We start from the raw sequence: 18,672 nt of genomic DNA, 5'->3' as shown, positions 1-18,672 counted from the left end.
CGGTGACCGACGCCATCATCTCAGTGCGCGATCTTCACAAATGGTATTCCGGCGTCCATGCGCTGAAGGGCATCACGCTGGACTTCAAGCGCGGTGAGGCGCTCGGACTGGTCGGCGACAACGGCGCGGGCAAATCCACCCTCATCAATATCCTCTCCGGTGTTCATATGGCGGATCGCGGCGAGATCCGGGTCGAGGGGAAGCCAGTGAGGATTGCGCGGCCGCGGGATGCGATGAATCTGGGGATCGAGACCATCTATCAGTACAACTCCATGGTTCCGACCATGTCGATCGCCAGGAATCTGTTCATCGGCCGCGAGCCGACCCGCTGCGCGGCCTTCGGCGTCGGCATCCTCGACCAGAAGAAGATGGCTGAGGAGAGCGTCCGCGCCATCGCCAATGTCGACCTGCATCTGCGCTCGCCCGAGGCGCTTGTCGGTGAGCTCTCCGGCGGTCAGCGGCAGGGCGTGGCAATCGCGCGCGCCATGCATTTCAGGTCGAAGGTGATGATCCTCGACGAGCCGACCAACCATCTCTCGGTCAAGGAGACCAAGAAGGTCATCGGCTTCGTGCGCGGCCTGAAGGAGCAGGGCGTCACCGGCGTCTTCATCAGCCACAACATGCACCACGTCTTCGAATGCTGTGACCGCATCGTAGCGATGGCGCGCGGCGAGGTGGTGCTGGACAAGCGCATCGAGGACACCTCGATCGATGAAGTGCATGGCGTGCTCTAAAGCAGTTCCAGGAACAGCGCGTAGCGGTCTACCGGCTGGAATTGCGTACAAACGAAGGATCTAGGAAAGGGCGGCAATGACGGTGCTTGCAAGTCGTATCGCGCTGTTGACGGGTGGGCTCGGCTCGCTCGGCCGGGCCCAGGCCGTGACTCTGGCGCGGGCCGGCGCGCGCGTGCTGGTGCTCGACCGTCCCGACATCGAGAGCGCACCGGCGACGGTTGCGGCGCTCGCCGCGGAGGCGGGCGGCGACATCGCCTTCGTCGGCTGCGATCTCAACAGTCTCGCCGCGGCGGAAGCAGCCGTGACAGCGCTGGCGGCAAGCGAAGGCGGCATCGACATCCTGATCAACAATGCCGCGCTGATCATCAACCGGCCGTTCGAGGAGTTCTCACTGACCGAGTACGAGGATCAGATCCGCGTCAACTCGTCGGCCGCCTTTGCGCTGGCGCGGGCCTGCGCGCCGGGCATGAAGGCCAAGGCCTATGGCAAGATCGTCAATTTCTGCTCGATCACGCTCAACGGCCGCTGGGACGGCTATGTCCCCTATGTCGCGTCGAAGGGCGCGATGCTGGGTCTCACCAAATCGCTGGCGCGCGAACTCGGCCCGCATGGCATCAGGGTGAATGCGGTCTCTCCCGGCGCGGTCGTCTCGGAAGCGGAGGAGCGCGTCTTCGGCGACCGGCTCAAGCAATACAATGACTGGATCCTTGAGAACCAGAGCATCAAGGCGCGCATCGAGCCGCATCAGGTCGCCGAACTCGTGCTGTTCCTGGTATCGCCGGCATCCGACATGATCACCGGCCAGAACATCGCCGTCGACGGCGGCTGGTGAGGCCATGGCCGACTTCGTGGAAGTGAACGACGGTCGGTCGAGGCTCATCCTGGCACCCGGGAAAGGGGCTGCGATCGCCCGCTTCGACGCGCTTGTCGCCAATGGCGCCCCGGTTCCGTTGCTTCGACCTGGCGATGGAGGCGGCACCTCCGGCTGTCAGTTGCTGGTGCCATGGTCGAACCGCATCTCGGGTGGCGGCTTCGCGTTCGACGGCCGCTTTCATGCCATCGAGCCTAACGTGCCAGGCGAGGCCTTTCCGATCCATGGCGATGGCTTCCAGCGGCCGTGGCGGCTTGGCGCCCGTACCGCCGGCGAGGCGGAGCTGGTGCTCGACGATGGCGCGATCGGGCCTTACCGCTATTTGGCCTCTGTCTCCTATTCGCTGCGCGACGGCGCCCTCGAGGCCCGCCTGACAGTGGAGAACCGTGCCGGTATGCGCTTGCCTTACGGCCTCGGCTTCCACCCTTGGTTCCCGCGCGATGCGGCGACCACGCTTCAGGCAAAGGCCGAGCGCGTTTGGCTGGAGGATGAACGCCATCTTCCCGTTGGCGCGGTACCAGTAAGCGACCGCCCTGCATGGGATTTCTCGATGGGCTCGCCGCTGCCAACAGGCTGGGTGAACAACGGCTTCGACGGGTGGGACCGGCGCGCCATGATCGTCCAGCCTCAGGAGGGGATTTCCATCTCGCTCACCGCCACGCCGGGTTTGGACGTGTTCCTGCTCTATTCGCCGTCGCCTGGATCGGGCTTCTTTTGCTTCGAGCCGGTCTCGCACAGCGTCGACGCGCACAATGGCGCGGGCGAGGGGCTGGCGCCGCTGGAAAATGGAGCGACGATGAGCGTTGGCATGCGCATGGATTGGGCTGCGATGCAACCTGCTCTTGCCGGGGACCCGGTGCTAGCCGGGTTGTAATGTGGATGGTGTCACCGCACTTGCGGGCTCTCCAGTTCGAGAACGGAGCCGTGAAAGGACAGTTGCGACCCTTGCACCATCAGGAACTTCGGCAAGCGTCGCGTGTTGAATTGTTCTCGAAGGAGAACACCATGCCCAAGGAAACAGAACGCGCCTCCGTGGGCCCCGAAGCCGATGCCAAGGGCCAAACGGAAAAGAAGCACAAAGGTGGGTCGAACGACGGCATCTCAAGCGCAGATCCCAGGGTCATTTCGGAGAAAAAGGACGGCGACGCTACCTTCCCGCTAAAACAGGACAAGCCGAAAGGCCGGTAAGGCCAGGACGGCAACCGCCGCTTTAGCGTGGCGCCTGTCGTCCAGCGACGGCTAAGGGTGGCCCGGTGACCTAATATCGAACCGGGCCGCAGTCGCTTTGATTTGCGTGAGGTCGCGTGGAATCTCCAATCCCAGTTCGGCAACCACGGGGAAAAAAGCTTTCGAGGCCACCCGGGGACAGAATGGCGAGCCATCGGGCACGCCTGCAATGAGGCGCGGCTTTGAGGCGCAGCGGACACTGGCATCACCCACCAGCCCCAACCGGGCAATTCGAGTCGGGCCGAGTTCAATACCGATGGTAATGCCTAGTTCGCTGATATTGGGCAGGATCGTTCGGCACAGATCGAACGATGACCGGATTGCAGCCGCCGCCAATACCGCAGAACGCACCGTGCCATGCTCATCCGTGTTGCGCCCGTCGCCCTCGGCGATCAGCGCGTGGAGGCAATCACCGATATACCGTACTTTACGCCATCGAAGTCGTCCCGAGCGACGCAGTTCATTTCACCGCGCCGGACGTGCAGGTTTGCGACAGGACGCGCAGTCGAACCTGCGATAAAGGCCGCTCGCGGCAGCAGCCTGCAGCTGAATGTCGAAAGACCTACTAATTCTCTTTGATCACCCTCGCTGCTCGCACGAGCGATGACCAGTCCGCGCCCATGGCTGCGACAAGGTCTCGAGCATCCTCGTCGGATATTCCGGTATGGTCTACCAGCTTCCGTGCCAGCAATTCGAATGCTAATTCTATAATCGTCATAGCTCAGTCCTTACGAGAGTACTCGCGACGATAGCTTGCAAATGGGTCGTCCGCATTCGCACATGTTAAGCGACCGTCATGAACGTCTCATGTACCGCAGAATGTCTGCAGGACGCGCTCGTCCGATCGTGGCGGGTCAGCATAATGTTCCATTTCCGGCTGCTCATCGAAGGGACGGCTGACGACCCCCAGGATCTCCTCGAAAGGTGTGAAGTCCCCGCCCAGTGCCACCTGGATCATCTCCTCAATGCGATGGTTGCGGGGAATGAATTTGGGATTGACGGCATGCATAGCGGCCCGCCGCGTGGCTGTGTCGGCTGCCTCGCTTGCGACGCGCTCGCGCCACCGCGCCGACCAGGCATCGAATGCGCCGGGATCCTGAAACAACGGCCGTGCCGTGCCTTGACCTTCCGCTGCGTCGAGGTCGTCGCCAAGCCGCCGGAAGCCGAGCGTGAAGTCGGCTTCGCCGCGAGCCAGCACATCCAGAAAATCAGCCGCGAGCTGCAGGTCGCCTTCCGCCTCGGTCAGCAATCCGAGTTTCCTGCGAAAACCGCGCTGCAACACAGCCTCATAGGAAGACTGAAACGACCTCAGCACATCCTCGGCTTCGGACACGGCATCATTCTCATCCGTGCTCATGAGCGGCAGGAGCGTCTCGGCAAAGCGCGTAAGGTTCCATGTGGCGACACGAGGCTGGTTGGCATAGGCATAGCGTCCGGCGCGGTCGATCGAACTGAACACCGCGCTGGGGTCATAGGCGTCCATGAAGGCGCATGGGCCATAGTCGATGGTCTCGCCCGAGATCGCCGTGTTGTCGGTGTTCATGACGCCATGGATGAAGCCGACCAGCATCCAGCGCGCCACCAGACCGGCCTGTGCGGTGACAACGGCCTCCAGCAAGGCGCGGTACGGGCGTGCTTGCCCCGCCAACTGCGGGAAGTGACGGTCGATGGCATAGTCGGCGAGGATCTTGAGCCCGTCGGCGTCGTGGCGCGCGGCGAAATATTGGAAGGTGCCGATCCGGATATGGCTTGCCGCAACTCGGGTCAGGACGGCGCCGGGCAGCCGGACCTCGCGATAGACCGGGTCGCCGGTGAGCACCGCCGCCAAGCTTCGCGTCGTCGGAATGCCCAGGGCGGCCATCGCTTCGCTGACGACATATTCGCGCAGTACAGGACCGAGGGCAGCGCGGCCGTCGCCGTTGCGCGAGAACCGCGTCGGTCCCGATCCCTTCAGTTGGATGTCGCGGCGAGTGCCGTTGACGTCCACCACTTCGCCAAGCAGCAGCGCGCGTCCGTCGCCGAGCTGAGGCACGAAATTTCCGAACTGGTGGCCCGCATAGGCCAGGGCGATTGCTTGCAAGCCTTCCGGAAATCTGTTGCCGGCAAGCATCTCCACTCCCTCCCGGCTGGTAAGCTGATCGGCGTCAAGCCTGAGTTCCTCGGCGAGTGGCTGGTTGAACCGGATCAGCCGGGGTGCGGACACCGGCTTCGGATCTGTTGGCGCAAAGAAGCGCTCCGGCAGTTGCGCATAGCTGTTGCGCAGGGCGGGAAACTGCATCTGAATGGATCGGGATTGTTCAGCGGTTGCAGGTGACGTCATGACAAGCTGGCTCTGAAGCGGAGGGCTGGACCGCTCCCGTTCGAAGAGCCTCCCTCCATATAGGGACCCAACGTCGCTGGTGCCATTCGGATCCATCAGGTCGGCACCGGACAAACCTGGGAACCACCCGCGTCCATCAAGGTTCGGGCGGGCTAACGTAGGACGACAGGCAAGGTGTCGCTTGGCGTCTCGCCGAATGTGAATGATGAAATGGAGTTCGGTCATGGCTGCAGTCGAGGACGACGAGACCCCCTGCCGTCGCGGAATCCAAAGCTTAGCCCCCGGATCGCCATTGTCACCGAATGAGCACCCCGCAATCTACTCAGCGCGCGCGGGCTATGCTGGGGGAGAACTCTGTCCTGCGGCGGCGATGCTTCGCTTGGGCCTGAGAGTTCCGCTGAAGGAAACGACGGTGAACCAGACTCGATCCGTTGCTCGGTGATCAGCCGGGCGCCGCGCTCATAGGTCAGGTAGCGCCAGAGCCACTGGATTGAGACCTGAACGCGGTGCTGAAAACCGACGAGCAGGTAGACATGGAGCAGGTAGACATGGATGAGTGCCAGGCAGGCCAGGCGAACCAGCCAATCAGTTCAGCCTGCCAGAGGCAAAGGCGATGGTCGAGGATGCGAAGACAGCACCGTCGACCGCGCCGGCAGACGTGGCGATCGGCGCGGGCATTGGCGGCGGTGGCGTCGCCGGCACGCTGACAGATCTTCAGAACCAGCTCTCGCCCGTGTCCTACGCAAACGAGTGGATCACGAGGGTCGTTGCTGTTCTCGCCATCGGAAGCGCGGTCCTGGTCTTCGGCGGCGCCGCCTATCGCTGGTAACACGAACCCAAGGCAAAGCGCCTCGCTGAAGCGCTTGGCACGGTGCCGGCATGAACCTGGCTTATCAGCCTCGTCGCCGGCCTGGTGGGCGTGCCGCGCCCGCTGGCGGGCATCATCGCATGGGCAACCATTGCCGTGGCCGTCTCGGGAGCCGTCTGGGGCGGCTACGAACTCATCAAACACTACACATTGGGGCGCCGAAGAGGTTCGCACCCAGATTGAGAAGGACAACCAGGATGCGATTCAAAAGGGCAACGATTCTCGCATGTCTTTTGACGACTGCATGGCCGCTGGCGGGGTGTACGACTTCCGACGTCAGCGGTGTTCCAGTCCTGCGGGCGGCGATCGGTAGCAGCCTCGCCGGCGCCAAGGGCAAGACAGTCGAGGATCAGAACAAGATCGACGGCACCATACCGCGAGGCTGCGCCGTCAAGCTCTACACCGCGGCTGAATGCGACAGGCACACCAAGGCGAGCGTGGAACGCCGCCGAACTAAAATAGCGCGTCGAGGGCAGGGGCATGCCGACATCGGAAACGAAAAGCTTGGAAATGATGATCGGCGGCCAGCTGCCAACCACTCTGGACATGCAGCGAGACATTTACCGAGATCAGGCGCGACATCAAGGACAGCGATGCACGAGCCGCTCTGAGCTATGAGCAGTCAGAGCAGCGCGCGGCCTCCAGCCGGGCGAAAATGTATCAGAAGACCGACGAGCTGGTTGAGCGTGTAACCGCCACCGAAAGCGCGGTCAGCAAGCTCAACGCCGACATGACCAGCGTCAAGGAAGTCACGGCTGAGGTGACGCGCTGGAAACTGATGGGGCTTGATGCCTTGGGCGTAACCGGCATGGGGCGGCGGCACTGGCTTCCCTGATCATCGCCTACTGGGCCGATATCTGGCGCGTGTTGCGGGGAGGGTGATCCGCCGGCATGAATGTCGAGAGCCTTTTCCGAATGCAAAAACGACGCCCGGCGGGGGACCGGACGTCGTTTGTTGCGGGCCGTTTCCTTGGGAGGTAAGGCAGGTCCGCCGCATTTGTTGCCGCCGAACCTCGGCGGAAGAAAGGAGCCGGACGCGGTAGCCGCCTGAGCCCGGGTCGTCCGAGTGATGCCCCCATCTCCCGTCGAACCACACCGCGTCCTACTCTCTGCATAGCAGGTGGAAGCGTACTAGAAATGTTACCCTGCGTTAGATGACGAGGTCGCCTACTGCTCGGACATCTGGCGCGAGCTGCGGGGTGGCTAGGCATGCACCCAAGCTAGGTTATCTCGTAATAGAAATCGCAGATCAGATCGGCGACTTTCACTGCCTCGAAGTCAGTCATGTGCGCCGCGTTCTCTACAGCAACGGTTTCCAAATCATCCTGATCGATGGCCAGAAGGTCCAGCAATTTTGCAAATTTGATTTTGAGTTCGCGGTCGCCGTTGAATTCGTCGATCGTCACATTCAGAATGTTTCCATTCGCCTCGATCAGCCTCGCCTGAATGCTATGTTCGGAAGCCGCTAGCGCTCGGATCGCGGCGAAGAAGTGCTCACGAGCATTGGTGTATTTGTCGTCCATTTTTGACCTCTATCGGGTGGAAAGCGCGCCCTGGACGCGGGGAGCGAGCCGCGACGTACGCTTTCCATAGAGCTGGAGTCAACAACTTCGGTGCGGTCTATGGTGCCCGCGACGCCATCCAGGCCATGAAGCGGGAGATAGACGCGTTGCGGCGCAAGCAGGTGCAGCCGCAGTGACAAACGAAAGGGGCGCCGCCCCAAAGTCGATGAGGCGGCGCCTTACCGGCTTCGGGAACCTACCGCGCCGCCCCGTAGTTGACCTGTGCTGGTTCTACCAGCTACTCCAGAACTCGCCCGCTAGGTTACGATGGCGGGGCTTTTTGTTGTGTGCTAAGGCCAGACCGTGAACTGGGGGCGGACATGCGCATATCTATCTTCGCGACGGTGATCTTGGTGTTTATGGCGGCCGGCTTTTGGCTCACCGCCGAGCTGGTAATTCAATCAGCCTGACGCCAGTACAGAACATTCCGGCTTAACATTTGTTATACCGGCGATGCCTGACTGCCCATCACCTGTCCCGGCTCGTATACTGCTTCTCGCGATCCTCCTTGATCTCGCTGTCAAGCAACATCTTGAACGAGGCGACGGCGAAGAGGCTAAGCGACGTCGGGTCAAGGCGGGTCTCGGCTCCGGCCGACCAGGGCTTTTTTTGCGCGTGGCGGAACTTCCATCGATCCCACATGTTTCGCCGCGCAACTCGGGTTGACCCAACTCTCCCGATTTGTGTCCCCTCTAACCCTGGGGGAACGCCCGCCGCTGCCGTGAATGGAGCGGCGGGCCAGCGGTCCAGTGGTGCGCGTTGGGGCAGCTACCAGACTGCCTCTGTGATCCTGCCCGGCTTCAAATCGATACCAACCGCGACCTCGCGGCCAGCGTCAGTTTCACCTCGTAGATATGCTGCCCATTCTCGTCCCGAACCCGCACGACGAATTCGTGACGGTTTGCCGGAAGGGGATGGTTTATCGCGAGTTCTGGGAGAAGGTGCTTCGCTGCCTCGCGCATGTCGGACACGGACATTTCGAGGCCCTGATCATCCGGGGTGATCTGACCATCCTCGATCGTGTCAAAGAAAAAGCGTGGCATAACGCCAGCCCGAACTTGCGCCTTCTAGCCTTGTTCCCTGGCGGTTAAATTTGCGTACAGCGTCAATGTCCTGACGCCGGGCCGCATTCCCTGATGCGCCTTCCTGCTCCCGTCATCTGCCCCGCTGGCTCGGCCAGCGGGGCTTTTTTTATTTGCCCACGTAACGAAACCATCTCAGGCAAGTTCGGAGCCCAAAGGAGGCTCCGATGACTACCGCCGACGGAGGCGAAGCTGATCCGGGCATTCAGTTCCTTGCCCGGCGGCTGGCTAAAGAGGTCGGCATCCCCGAAGCAGAGGCGCGCGGCCTGATCAAGCTCATCGGCACCAACTGGAGTTCTTTACTGCGCGAAGCCCGATTCCCGAAAAAACAGCGTCGCCCGTTTTGATCGCGGCAGCGGTCATGACCCGGTGAAGCCTTGCGCAACGGGAATCTTACTGCATGTTCCACTGTTCGGCCCCGAGAGAAACATCATGCCAATTCAACAAAAGGCAAGGGACGCCGGTAATTGGGCGCGTCGGCGGTGGCCATGCTTGGACGACGGCGGCAGGTCGTTGAAGGGAATGTCTGGCCGAAACGCCATGTCGATCAACCCTGCCTCAATCGAGACATTGCCACCGATGGCGTTGTCATCGGCACGTCACGATTACATGCCGAACGAAAATATCGACTGTCCGAAATGCGCCTTCGTTTCGGTCGTCACGGTCAGCTTTGCCACTGCCTGAAGCGGATTAGGCGCCGGCCACCCTGGAAATCGCATTTGCGCCAGAAACGCTGGGGACGATCCATTAGCATCAGATGGGCTTGGCAGCGAAAGACGTTTACGGGCGCCCAGATCGCTCCAGCCACAAGTTAGAGATCGGCAGGAACTTCCGCCGGTGGCCGTGAGGTGATTCCAAGCGGCGGGCGAGCCCGCCGCTTGGATGTCTATTCTCGACCGTTGCCGGCCGAATGCCGTTATCAGCGGCCCCAGATCCCCTGTCCATAACCGGGCCCGGGAATATCGAAGATCGAATTTCCTTTTAAGGTCTGCGCGCTGTCGGCAGTGTTGACACTCGCTGTGCCGATCAGGTCGACCGCGTAGCCGTGGTCGGACACCATCGAATGGTAACCGGTGTTCGGATAGCCGGAGCCATGGTTGAAGTCCGAGCCGTAGTGGTCGCTGCCGGCAAAAGCCATGCCGGAGGCACACAAGAAGGCGGCAGTGGTAAGAACGATCTTTCGCATTTCAATTTCTCCATCTTTAAAGGTTGGCATGTGGCCTCACCGCGCCGTGCCCCGCACCGCATTGATGAGGCCGTCTCTTCATGCCCTTTGGGCAAACCGACCAACCGCTATCCTTCTGGATGTGCGGCGGCAGGTTGTTCAGCGCGCGGTCGTTTCGTTGCGTTCGTCCGCTGTTCGGAGGGCTGCTTGATCGCAGCCGAACTCATCACAGTTGGGCTGCGTCAACGCGGCCCGTACGAATGACGGCTGTTCCCGATCAGCCGTCGCGTGGTGGGGTCAATGTCTGCGTTTTGTCGATCATGGCCTTGTAGAGCCGCGAGCCTCTTCATAGGCCGTATGGTTTGGTCGATAAGACTCGTGCGGAGCCGGTGGCCGAAATCGTACGAAGTAACTGGCTTATGCATTTCTAACCTCAGATTCCGGAGCAAGACGCGTTGGCACCTCGCCAAGAATAGATGTTCGCCGAGCGAGATGGATATTTTCGTTTTCCCGTTGGCTTCCGCATCTGCGGTGCTTATTGTCATATACCGCTTTCGTTTCAGGCGTTTTTCTGTAGTGCCATGGGACTGTTTCGTTTGTTTCAGCGGGTGAACTCCGTTCGTCCGGGGTTCATCGGCCAGATGAAGCCGCTCCATGGCGGCACTGTCCGATCTAGGCCATTCGTGTCTCGGCCGTTTTCTGGAGCACCAGATAGAGCTTGTTTGCACGTCAGCGCCGGCCAAAGACCTCCACGCGTCGAAACAGTTGAAACAAATCACGCAGCGTCTGAATGCGTGCTGAAACAAAAAGGGTCTAATATCCGCCCCTGGGAGATCACGCGAACAAAGGGACGACCATGCAGCCTGATAATCCGGTTATATCCACGCACACAGGCTATGCCCTCTTCGACGCCAACAATGTCCTCGTTGGTAGCAATCCGGAAATGTTTGGAAGCCAGCGGTTAGATCGCCGCGAGACGCAGCCGATGGACGCCATTGCCGCAGTCGCCGAAGCCCTCCTATATCTAAAAAGTTTCGACGGCCGCCCCATCGAGCCAGGCAACGCGTTCGCTGAAAGTGCTGCGGCACGATGGACGCAAATCGACGAAGGGCCCGTTGAGGCGGAGACTTTGGATGGGCAATGGAAGTTGCTCACGGCACATCCTCGGCCGGATGGTGGCATGGCCCTGGTAAGCGTCGACATTACCGACATGAAGCGAGCGCAGATCGCGTACCGGGACAACGCCGAGATATTCCGCTGCATCACGGACAGTCACCCGCTGCCCGTTTGGGTGGTGGACGCGGGAAGCGGGCAAATCCTCTATGAAAGCCTCGATGCGTCGAACCTGCTCGGCCGAAAATGGCCACCGAACGAACCTCAATTCCTGCCGGATCATTTCGTGAATAGTGGCGACTTCGATGAAATCAGTTCTCTCGCCGACACCAGCGACATTGTGCGGGATCACGAAATCCAGCTTAGAAACAAAAATGGATCGACCGTCTGGTGCTCGACCAACTGCCGTCGCGGCGTTTATGGCGGACGCCCCTCGCTCATCATCGGGGTTTTGGACATCACGGAACGAAAGCAGCGCGAGGACCTGTTCGGTTTCCTGATCAAGCATCATCCGCTGCCGGTATGGATGAACGATGCAGGTTCGGGTGAACTCATCTACCAGAGCAATGCTGCCGAACGGCTGCTTGGATGGAGCAAAAAGGCGCAACGCGAGACGGTGCGGCTCGACGACTATTTCGTCGACCCCGAGAAATACCGGGAAATCAATCGGGAGCTCATGCAAAAGGGTGCCGTCGAAAATTGCGAGGTGCTTCTTAAAAGACCCGATGGCCAAGAGTTCTGGGCCACCGGCAATCTCAGGATCGTCGAGTTCCAGGGCCGGCGCGTGGTTCTCGCCGGCATCGCCGACGTGACCAAGCAGAAGAAGCGTGACGGCGAAGTCGCTGCGGCACGGGAGATGCTCGCAGACGCCGTTGAATCACTCTCCGAGGGTTTCGCACTGTACGACGAAGATCACCGCCTGGTCATGTGCAACAGCCTCTACCGCGAGTTGAACCACCCGGTGAGGGATCTCGTTGAACCGGGTGTGGAATGGGCCGATCTCCTTCGCGAATCCGCCAAGCGCGGCGTGTACCGCAATGCGGTTGGGCGTGAGGATAAATGGCTTGACGAACAGATTCGCAGTCGGATCGAGTTCCACTCCCCTATCGAGGTCCCTCTCTCCGACGGCAAATGGCACTCGGTATCGATACATCCCACCGATCTTGGCGGCTTCGTCGTAACGCGCGCCGATATCAGCGAGCGCAAGAAGGCCGAGGCTGCCGAGCGGGACGCCACGGCACTGCTGCAAAAGGTGCTCGATGCCTGCCCTTCGCCTATACGCATGACCACGTTCGAGGGAGAAACGCTCTACCGCAATCCTGCTACCAGAGATCTCTACGACGATCGCCCTCGAATAACCGACTACTATGTCGATCCAGATCATAGCGCGATATTGGAGCGCACCCTGATCGAAAAGGGCAGGATCGATGATTTTCGGGTCCAGCAGTACGACACCGAGAACAGGGTCTTCTGGGCTTCTGTTTCCGCTCGCCTGATCGATTTCCAAGGAAGACAGGTGATCGTGTCGAACACGACGAATATCACCGACATGCTCGCAGCCCAGGAAGAAACACGCAAGGCAAACGAGCGGCTGATCGACGCGATTGAATCTCTGGCTGAAGGGTTTGCCCTCTACGACAAGAACGATTGTCTGGTGCTGGCCAACAGCAGATACCGCCAGATGCACGCGATAAGCGCGGATGTGCTCGTTCCCGGCGTGAACTGGCTCGAGTTCCTTCGCGTGACCGCAAAACGCAACCAGTTTCCGGTTCCACAGGACAAAATCGACGACTGGCTTGCCGAAAGGGCAAGGGACCGCCGCGAGTTCCGGCAACAGGAATTCCGACATACGGACGGCGGATGGTTTTTCGTCTCGAACTGTCCGACCCGCGAAGGTGGGTTCGTGGTCACTCGAGTCGACATCACAGAGCGCAAGCGGGCCGAGGAGGCCGCCAAGGAAGCGGATGAAATGGTCCGTAGAGTCCTCGAAGCCTGCCCCGTTAGCGTCCAGATGACCCGAGCGCATGACGGGAGGCTGCTCTACCGCAGTCCCGCCACCGTCGAGTTGCTGGGCGACGTCACCAGCGCCGTCGACTACCATGTCGATCCGTCAGAGCGGATGCGATATGTTGAGCGGCTGCTCGCGACGGGGTTGGTTGACGATTTCGAGACCCGGCTCAAACGCAAGGACGGTGGAACCTGCTGGTGTTCGATTTCGTCTCGACTGATCGATTACCACGGCGAGAAAGTGATCGTTTCCCACACCTATGATCTCACCGACCGTATCGAAATGCAGCAGGAATTGGAGCGACAGCGCGAGACGCTGCACCAGAACGAAAAGATGTCGGCGCTCGGCGGATTGCTGGCGGGAGTGGCGCATGAGCTCAATAACCCGCTTTCGGTGGTGCTTGGCCTGTCATCTCTGTTGAAGGAGACCGCAACCGACGCCAAGGTCGTTGAACGCGCCGACAAGATGAGCAAGGCAGCCGAACGCTGTGCCAGGATCGTCAAGACGTTCCTCGCTATGGCCAGACAGCAGCCGACGCGAACCTCAAACGTTGCGATCGCTGACATCATTTCAGAAGCGGTGGAAGTGGCGAGCTATTCGATACGATCGTCGGACATCGGCCTTTCAGTTCATCTTGAACCTGGGCTTCCGCCGATCTGGGCGGATCCCGATCAGCTTGGCCAGGTGTTGATCAATTTGCTTGTCAATGCAGAACAGGCGCAGCACGGCTGGGAAGGGCGACGGTCAATCACGGTTTCAGCGCGGCTTCATTCCACGACCGGCAACATAGTCGTCAGCGTCGCCGACACCGGTCCGGGAATTCCCAAAGAGATACTTCCCCGCATTTTCGAGCCGTTCTTTACGACGAAGGAGATTGGGGCAGGGACCGGGATCGGGCTATCCTTCTGCCATCGGATCGTCCAATCCCATGGAGGAACCATCGAGGTCGAATCGCCCGAGGGGGGTGGCTCGACCTTCATACTTTCGCTGCCTGCTTCGGACCGTCTCGATGAACGAGCCGAAACGGCGGAGGACGAGCTCCCGAATTCAACCGGCATTGCTTGTCTGGTGGTGGACGACGAAGAGGAAGTGGGTGAACTGGTCGCTGAGGTGCTGAGGCGAGACGGTTTCAACGTCACCATTGCCAGATCCGGCGAAGAAGCACTGCTGCACCTCCAGAACCGCACTTTCGCGCTGATCCTCAGCGATCTGAAAATGCCGAACATGGATGGACGGAGATTGTTCAACCAGATTGCCAAGCTCCATCCGGCCGAGCTTGGCAGGTTAGCCTTCCTGACGGGGGACACGATCAGCCCGAACGCGCAGATGTTCCTGCGCGCCGCGAAACGGCCTTATCTTGAGAAACCGATAAAACCTAACGAGCTCCGTTCGTTTGTCTCGAATTTGGTCAACAACAATACTTGACAGATCCATCGATTTGCACCTCACTTCAGGGGGCAACTTGTCCATTGGCGAGTTGCTCGGTGGTCGATTTTGACGACGCACGCACACATAGTTGTCTGCGATGACGAACCGGATATCCGCGACACGGTGGCGGAATATCTGGAGCATCATGGCTATGCCGTGACGCCGGCCAACGCGGGACCTGCCCTGCGTGAGCTTATTGATAGCCAGCACGTCGATGTGGTCATATTGGATATCCGAATGCCAGGTGAGGATGGCCTCTCCCTGGCGCGATATCTGCGAGAGCACTCAGACGTTGCCATCATCATGCTGACCGGATCGGCGGAAATCGTCGACCGCATTGTCGGATTGGAGATTGGCGCCGACGACTATATCGCCAAGCCCGTAGACCTGCGGGAGCTGCTGGCGCGGGTGAAGGCCGTGCTGCGCAGGACCTCGACGAGCGAAAGTGCCGCGAAGAAACCGAGCTCTCCTGGCCACCAGGTCCAGTTCGGCAAGTGCCGCTTCGACCCGGATGCACGCAAATTATACAACGCCGAGGGGGTCGAAATAGCGATCACCGCCATGGAGTTCCGGCTTCTGAAAGTATTTAACGAACATCGCGGACGAGTGCTCAACCGCGACCAACTGCTCGAACTCGCTCATGACCGCGCGTGGGATCCCTTCGATCGCAGCATCGACATTCGCGTCTCGCGCCTGCGGAAGAAAATCGAGGTTGATCCCTCCAAGCCGGAGGTGATCAGGACAATCCGCGGTATGGGTTACCTCTACTCTTGAGCGGGCCGCCCGGTTGGACCAGCGCTTCAGGGCTGGTGGAAGTGGCAGTCGCTCCTTCGTGGACTGCCTTCGCGAACAATCCGTTCGCAAACCAACTTCAAGTCCGAAATCGCCTTATGCGGTTCTCCTGCCCTCGCCCCGGGCAGGGCCGCCCGGGAGATCTATGAAGGTGCGCTTACGGCCAGGGATCGCCGGCGGATCGCGAGCGATGAAGCCCGGCGTCCCTCAGGAGATGTTCGTTAAGCTCGAAGAGCGCGGCGCGCAGATCGCGTGCGGCGCGCCTGCGTCTGCGGATGGTGCGCCAGCGGCCGAACGTGGATTGCAGGAAAACCGGCATCGCTCAGGGCGCCTTCCGGCTTGCTGGCGCGTTCGTCTGAGCGCGGCGCAGGAACGAACGGTTCACCGGGCTGTGTGGCTTCAGCGCAAGGCGCTCATTGGCGAGCGCTTCGGCCATTCCGGTCAGGCCCCCGCGCACCGTCGCCTCGATTAAGGTCCAATCGATGATGTCGCGCTGGGCGTGGCTGCCACCGAATGAATTCGCAATGAAACGCGCGCCATGCAGATGGCCCGCTGCCGCTTCATACTCGCCACGCCAGAACGCCGCGAAGCCTTGCACCAGAGGTAGGGCGGTCCGCCGGCCCCATTCGGCGGCCTCGGAGACCTCGGCGCTGCTGCGGTAGGCGTCGATGATGTGGTCGACTTCTTTGTGCCTGCCGGCACCCAGATAGGCCATCACCGCATGCCAGTCGTTGAAAGGATAGGTGCGGCCGTCGGCATGACTGTCCCAGGCCGCCGCCAGTTCGTTCCAGCGGTCGCCGACGTCGTGGCCGGACAGATGCAGCCGCCACAGCAGGGCCGATGCATCGACCATGTCGACGGCGACCATGCTGCGGTCCTGCCGGATCGGCCCGTCATAGAGCGCGAAAACCTCGTCGGCCTGGCCGAGATCGAGATGGCAGAGCGAACGGTGCCACCAGTTGTGGACCCTAAAGAAATTGTCGTCGGCGGACCAGTGCGGCTCGCGGGCGATCATCCAGCCGATTCCGTCCTCAGCGCGTCCTTGCATCTCCATGACGTGGGCGACGGCGTGGTGAGCCCAGCAGTCGAGCGGCTGAAGGGCGACGGCGAGGCGCCCAATTTCCTCAGCGCGGCCGTAGTCGCCAGTCTCCTCAAGGCCGAACGCATGCATGCCGAGCAGGATCGAATGACCAGGGATGTCCTCCGACCATTTCGGCAGCACGCGGGCTATGCGGTCGCGCAGGCTGCGCGCATTGGCCCGAAAGAAGTCCATCAGGTGGCCCGACTGAAGCGCGACGATATCGCGCGGGTGGTCGGCGTTATGGCGGTCGAGCGCTGTGGCCGCTGCCGTCCATTCCCCCTCGACCACCAGGTCGAGCACCGTGACATGCGACGCCTCGCGGTCCGAAAGCCGCAACGACTTCACGGTGCCCAGGATCGCCTTGGCATCCCGTGTCGCGTCGGGCTGCGTGGCGAGACTGAACAGATGCGCCTTGACGATATGCGCCATCGCGAAGTCGGGTGCGACTTCGATAGCCTGGTCAAGCAATCCGAGAGGATCGCCGCGATAGATGTTGAAGGCCTCGACGGCCTGGTCGTACAGCCTAGATGCTTCGGCTGTCGATCCTGACAACACATTGCCTTGCTGATCCGTAATCATGATCGGATTTTGTTTCGCTGGTGTGTGTGGAAGACCGCATCATTGCCTGTCCGGCCGCGGGTCAGTTCGGGCATGGCGGTATGGACGCTTGAATAGGCCAGCAGGTGGAGCAGCAAGGGACGTTTCATGGCTTTAACCCGTTTTATCTTCATGGCCATGCTTCAAGCCGTGGATCGCCAAGCCGATCTCGGACGGGCTGATCCCGATATCCTTCAGGAGAGCATCCTCCATTCCCGCGAGGGTCCGTTCCGCCAGACGACGGGCCGGTAGCCCTGGAAAGAGCGATAAGCTGCCCGAATTCTCGGCGTTAGCGAAGACATTGCAGAACTCCATTGATGCAGAACTCCATTGATGAGGCCGCTTCGAACGGCGGTGCTGTTTGATTTAAGCCATCCCTGTTTCAGTCGATTTTCCGCAACGCCGCCGAATTGTTTCGTTTGTTTCACTGCTGACACAGTCGGGCGAAGGTTCGTTAGTTTCGTGCTACACGCGCTTCCGCCGCCCTGCCGACGGTGTGAATCCGAGTGGCAGCGTCGGAGCGAACCCACCGCTACATCCGCTCGATTACATCTGGCCCGACCGGGGTGACCGCAGGACCGGTATCCAGAATATCGCCACCATTGTGGTTCCGGAAAGCGTCGACGGAAAATTCGATCTGGCAGGCGACCACCCAGCAGGTGATGGCCGGCGCAATCAGCTACATCAACGAAGGCGTGTTTTACCGCGGCCGGCGCAATCTTGGGGAGGTCACGGCTTTCTTCAACAAAGGAACGAGCCTGCACTCTCATGGCCCTCATCAAGGAGAAGGAGCCGAACCTCGCGCTTTACCGTCGAGAGCTTCAAAGCCTGTAAACGCGCTTTCCGATCGCTGCAGTGTCCGCTCTCCTCGATATCCAGAAGGCCCTGTTGCCCTTCCGCAACGAGTGCGAGGTCGCGGCAGGTCACCGACATGGATTTGCGCGCCCTGAAATGACAGGCCGATCCCGGTCCATCTGGCGCCGAACATCGCCGTCGGCGGCGGGAAGCGCAGAGCCGGAAGGCGGCTTTGCCTGTCTGCGCGGGGCTCCACAGTCACCAGCCGGGGCGATGAGGGGAGAATGGCCGCCCCGCTCGCGCACGAAGTTTATTCGTATTCTGCGTTCGGCATGTTCATCCCGGCGTTAAGCCCTGCACCGAAATCTTCCTGGCGCTCCTTTGATGGGTCTCGAAGTTGACCAAGGCGACTAACGATGTCCGTCATTCGCTCGGCCACAAGATATCCAACTCCTGGCCCGCAAAAGATTTCAGTGCCGCGTCCGCTATGGTGCGGGTTCATCGAAATGGCTTGATCAAAGTTGACCGCGATAGGTGTGTTCAGATCTTTCTCTGTGAGTGTGAGCCACATAGTACCTCCCAAATTGACGAGACCAGCAAAGCACCCGCATGTGCTCAACGGTGCGGAGGCCGCTGCAAGAATATGAGCATCCGCTAATATTAACTTCCCGCCAGCGGACTTTGTTCCTCCTCGTGTGGCTCGGATCAGTAATTGCGCAATTTGGAAGCACCTCCTATTGCTACCCAGGCATTTCGGTATTTTCCTTGGGGTTTTTATTCACGCCCGGAGAAGGTGACGTCTCCGCTGGTGCATTTCCACCTTGGTTCTGCTCAGGAGCGCGCTTGAATGGCGCCGTTTGCCACGAACCATTCTTTAAGGGCGTAAATACAAAGAAGGCTAGCAGGCATAGGAAGATGACCGCGATTACTGCGGCGCCCCACATAAGGATCCTGCCAGTACCTTGTTGTTCTTGTTTACGAGAGAGGACCTCTTTCATCGAAATTCCTTCCAGGATTTGCGCGACGGAG

General features: G+C 60.4%; 19 protein-coding genes. 10 read left to right on the top strand and 9 right to left on the bottom strand.

Going from position 1 to position 18,672, the window contains the following annotated elements:
* Positions 1-2: 2 nt before the first annotated feature.
* The 4 genes from LB532_RS25450 to LB532_RS25435 all read left to right on the top strand — a co-directional run bounded on the left by LB532_RS25450 (position 3) and on the right by LB532_RS25435 (position 2,793).
* A complete protein-coding gene (locus LB532_RS25450; protein ID WP_140642255.1) occupies positions 3-734 on the top strand; it encodes an ATP-binding cassette domain-containing protein in 732 nt (243 codons plus the stop codon).
* Between the two features lie 76 nt (positions 735-810).
* Positions 811-1,566 carry an SDR family oxidoreductase gene (locus LB532_RS25445; RefSeq protein WP_140642253.1) on the top strand — a complete coding sequence of 252 codons (756 nt, stop codon included), beginning with the start codon at positions 811-813 and terminating at the stop codon, positions 1,564-1,566.
* Between the two features lie 4 nt (positions 1,567-1,570).
* Positions 1,571-2,479, top strand: coding sequence for an aldose 1-epimerase (locus LB532_RS25440; protein WP_140642251.1), 909 nt, complete (start codon positions 1,571-1,573; stop codon positions 2,477-2,479).
* Between the two features lie 50 nt (positions 2,480-2,529).
* Positions 2,530-2,793 carry a hypothetical protein gene (locus LB532_RS25435; RefSeq protein ID WP_224557390.1) on the top strand — a complete coding sequence of 88 codons (264 nt, stop codon included), beginning with the start codon at positions 2,530-2,532 and terminating at the stop codon, positions 2,791-2,793.
* A 51-nt stretch (positions 2,794-2,844) separates the two neighbouring features.
* Here LB532_RS25435 and LB532_RS25430 read toward each other — a convergent pair whose 3' ends face one another.
* Positions 2,845-3,183 (bottom strand): hypothetical protein, encoded by a 339-nt coding sequence (locus tag LB532_RS25430; protein ID WP_140642249.1) that lies wholly within the window; start codon positions 3,181-3,183, stop codon positions 2,845-2,847.
* 454 nt (positions 3,184-3,637) lie between these two features.
* Positions 3,638-5,116, bottom strand: a complete 1,479-nt coding sequence (locus tag LB532_RS25425) for a protein adenylyltransferase SelO (protein WP_181169466.1) — start codon at positions 5,114-5,116, stop codon at positions 3,638-3,640.
* A gap of 592 nt (positions 5,117-5,708) precedes the next feature.
* Between LB532_RS25425 and LB532_RS25420 the strand changes: the two genes are divergently transcribed.
* Together LB532_RS25420 and LB532_RS25415 are read left to right on the top strand one after the other, a co-directional pair.
* A complete protein-coding gene (locus tag LB532_RS25420; protein ID WP_181169454.1) occupies positions 5,709-5,981 on the top strand; it encodes a hypothetical protein in 273 nt (90 codons plus the stop codon).
* Between the two features lie 694 nt (positions 5,982-6,675).
* The gene (locus LB532_RS25415) at positions 6,676-6,855 is read left to right on the top strand and encodes a DUF1515 family protein (RefSeq protein WP_246674465.1); all 180 of its coding nucleotides are present in this window, start codon (positions 6,676-6,678) and stop codon (positions 6,853-6,855) included.
* A 385-nt stretch (positions 6,856-7,240) separates the two neighbouring features.
* On the opposite strand, the gene LB532_RS25410 is transcribed toward LB532_RS25415, so the two are convergent.
* Complete coding sequence (locus tag LB532_RS25410; protein WP_140552571.1) at positions 7,241-7,543, bottom strand: hypothetical protein; 303 nt, start codon at positions 7,541-7,543, stop codon at positions 7,241-7,243.
* An 839-nt stretch (positions 7,544-8,382) separates the two neighbouring features.
* Positions 8,383-8,625, bottom strand: coding sequence for a DUF6894 family protein (locus tag LB532_RS25405; protein WP_140554104.1), 243 nt, complete (start codon positions 8,623-8,625; stop codon positions 8,383-8,385).
* A 206-nt stretch (positions 8,626-8,831) separates the two neighbouring features.
* On the opposite strand from LB532_RS25405, the gene LB532_RS25400 reads away from it, so the two are divergent.
* Positions 8,832-9,011 (top strand): hypothetical protein, encoded by a 180-nt coding sequence (locus LB532_RS25400; RefSeq protein WP_140642243.1) that lies wholly within the window; start codon positions 8,832-8,834, stop codon positions 9,009-9,011.
* A 145-nt stretch (positions 9,012-9,156) separates the two neighbouring features.
* Positions 9,157-9,348, top strand: coding sequence for a hypothetical protein (locus LB532_RS25395; protein WP_140642242.1), 192 nt, complete (start codon positions 9,157-9,159; stop codon positions 9,346-9,348).
* 235 nt (positions 9,349-9,583) lie between these two features.
* Here the strand turns inward: LB532_RS25395 and LB532_RS25390 are convergent, their stop codons facing one another.
* Positions 9,584-9,850: a hypothetical protein gene (locus LB532_RS25390; protein WP_140642240.1), complete on the bottom strand. Its 267-nt coding sequence runs from the start codon at positions 9,848-9,850 to the stop codon at positions 9,584-9,586.
* An 835-nt stretch (positions 9,851-10,685) separates the two neighbouring features.
* Here LB532_RS25390 and LB532_RS25385 point away from each other — a divergent pair.
* Together LB532_RS25385 and LB532_RS25380 are read left to right on the top strand one after the other, a co-directional pair.
* A complete protein-coding gene (locus tag LB532_RS25385; RefSeq protein WP_140642238.1) occupies positions 10,686-14,375 on the top strand; it encodes a PAS-domain containing protein in 3,690 nt (1,229 codons plus the stop codon).
* A gap of 69 nt (positions 14,376-14,444) precedes the next feature.
* Positions 14,445-15,152 (top strand): response regulator, encoded by a 708-nt coding sequence (locus LB532_RS25380; protein WP_140642236.1) that lies wholly within the window; start codon positions 14,445-14,447, stop codon positions 15,150-15,152.
* A gap of 340 nt (positions 15,153-15,492) precedes the next feature.
* Here LB532_RS25380 and LB532_RS25375 read toward each other — a convergent pair whose 3' ends face one another.
* From LB532_RS25375 to LB532_RS25355, 4 genes are all read right to left on the bottom strand, one after another.
* Positions 15,493-16,830 carry a tetratricopeptide repeat protein gene (locus LB532_RS25375; RefSeq protein ID WP_140642233.1) on the bottom strand — a complete coding sequence of 446 codons (1,338 nt, stop codon included), beginning with the start codon at positions 16,828-16,830 and terminating at the stop codon, positions 15,493-15,495.
* Between the two features lie 132 nt (positions 16,831-16,962).
* A complete protein-coding gene (locus LB532_RS30390) occupies positions 16,963-17,163 on the bottom strand; it encodes a DUF1127 domain-containing protein (RefSeq protein ID WP_140642231.1) in 201 nt (66 codons plus the stop codon).
* Between the two features lie 790 nt (positions 17,164-17,953).
* A complete protein-coding gene (locus LB532_RS25360; protein WP_181169453.1) occupies positions 17,954-18,214 on the bottom strand; it encodes a hypothetical protein in 261 nt (86 codons plus the stop codon).
* Between the two features lie 169 nt (positions 18,215-18,383).
* The gene (locus LB532_RS25355) at positions 18,384-18,641 is read right to left on the bottom strand and encodes a hypothetical protein (protein ID WP_140642229.1); all 258 of its coding nucleotides are present in this window, start codon (positions 18,639-18,641) and stop codon (positions 18,384-18,386) included.
* Positions 18,642-18,672: the final 31 nt, after the last annotated feature.

This window comes from Mesorhizobium sp. ESP-6-2 (assembly GCF_020164675.1).
Lineage (GTDB): Bacteria > Pseudomonadota > Alphaproteobacteria > Rhizobiales > Rhizobiaceae > Mesorhizobium.
The sequence above is the reverse complement of the archived record's forward strand: the minus strand, read 5'-3'. Positions and strand labels throughout refer to the sequence as shown.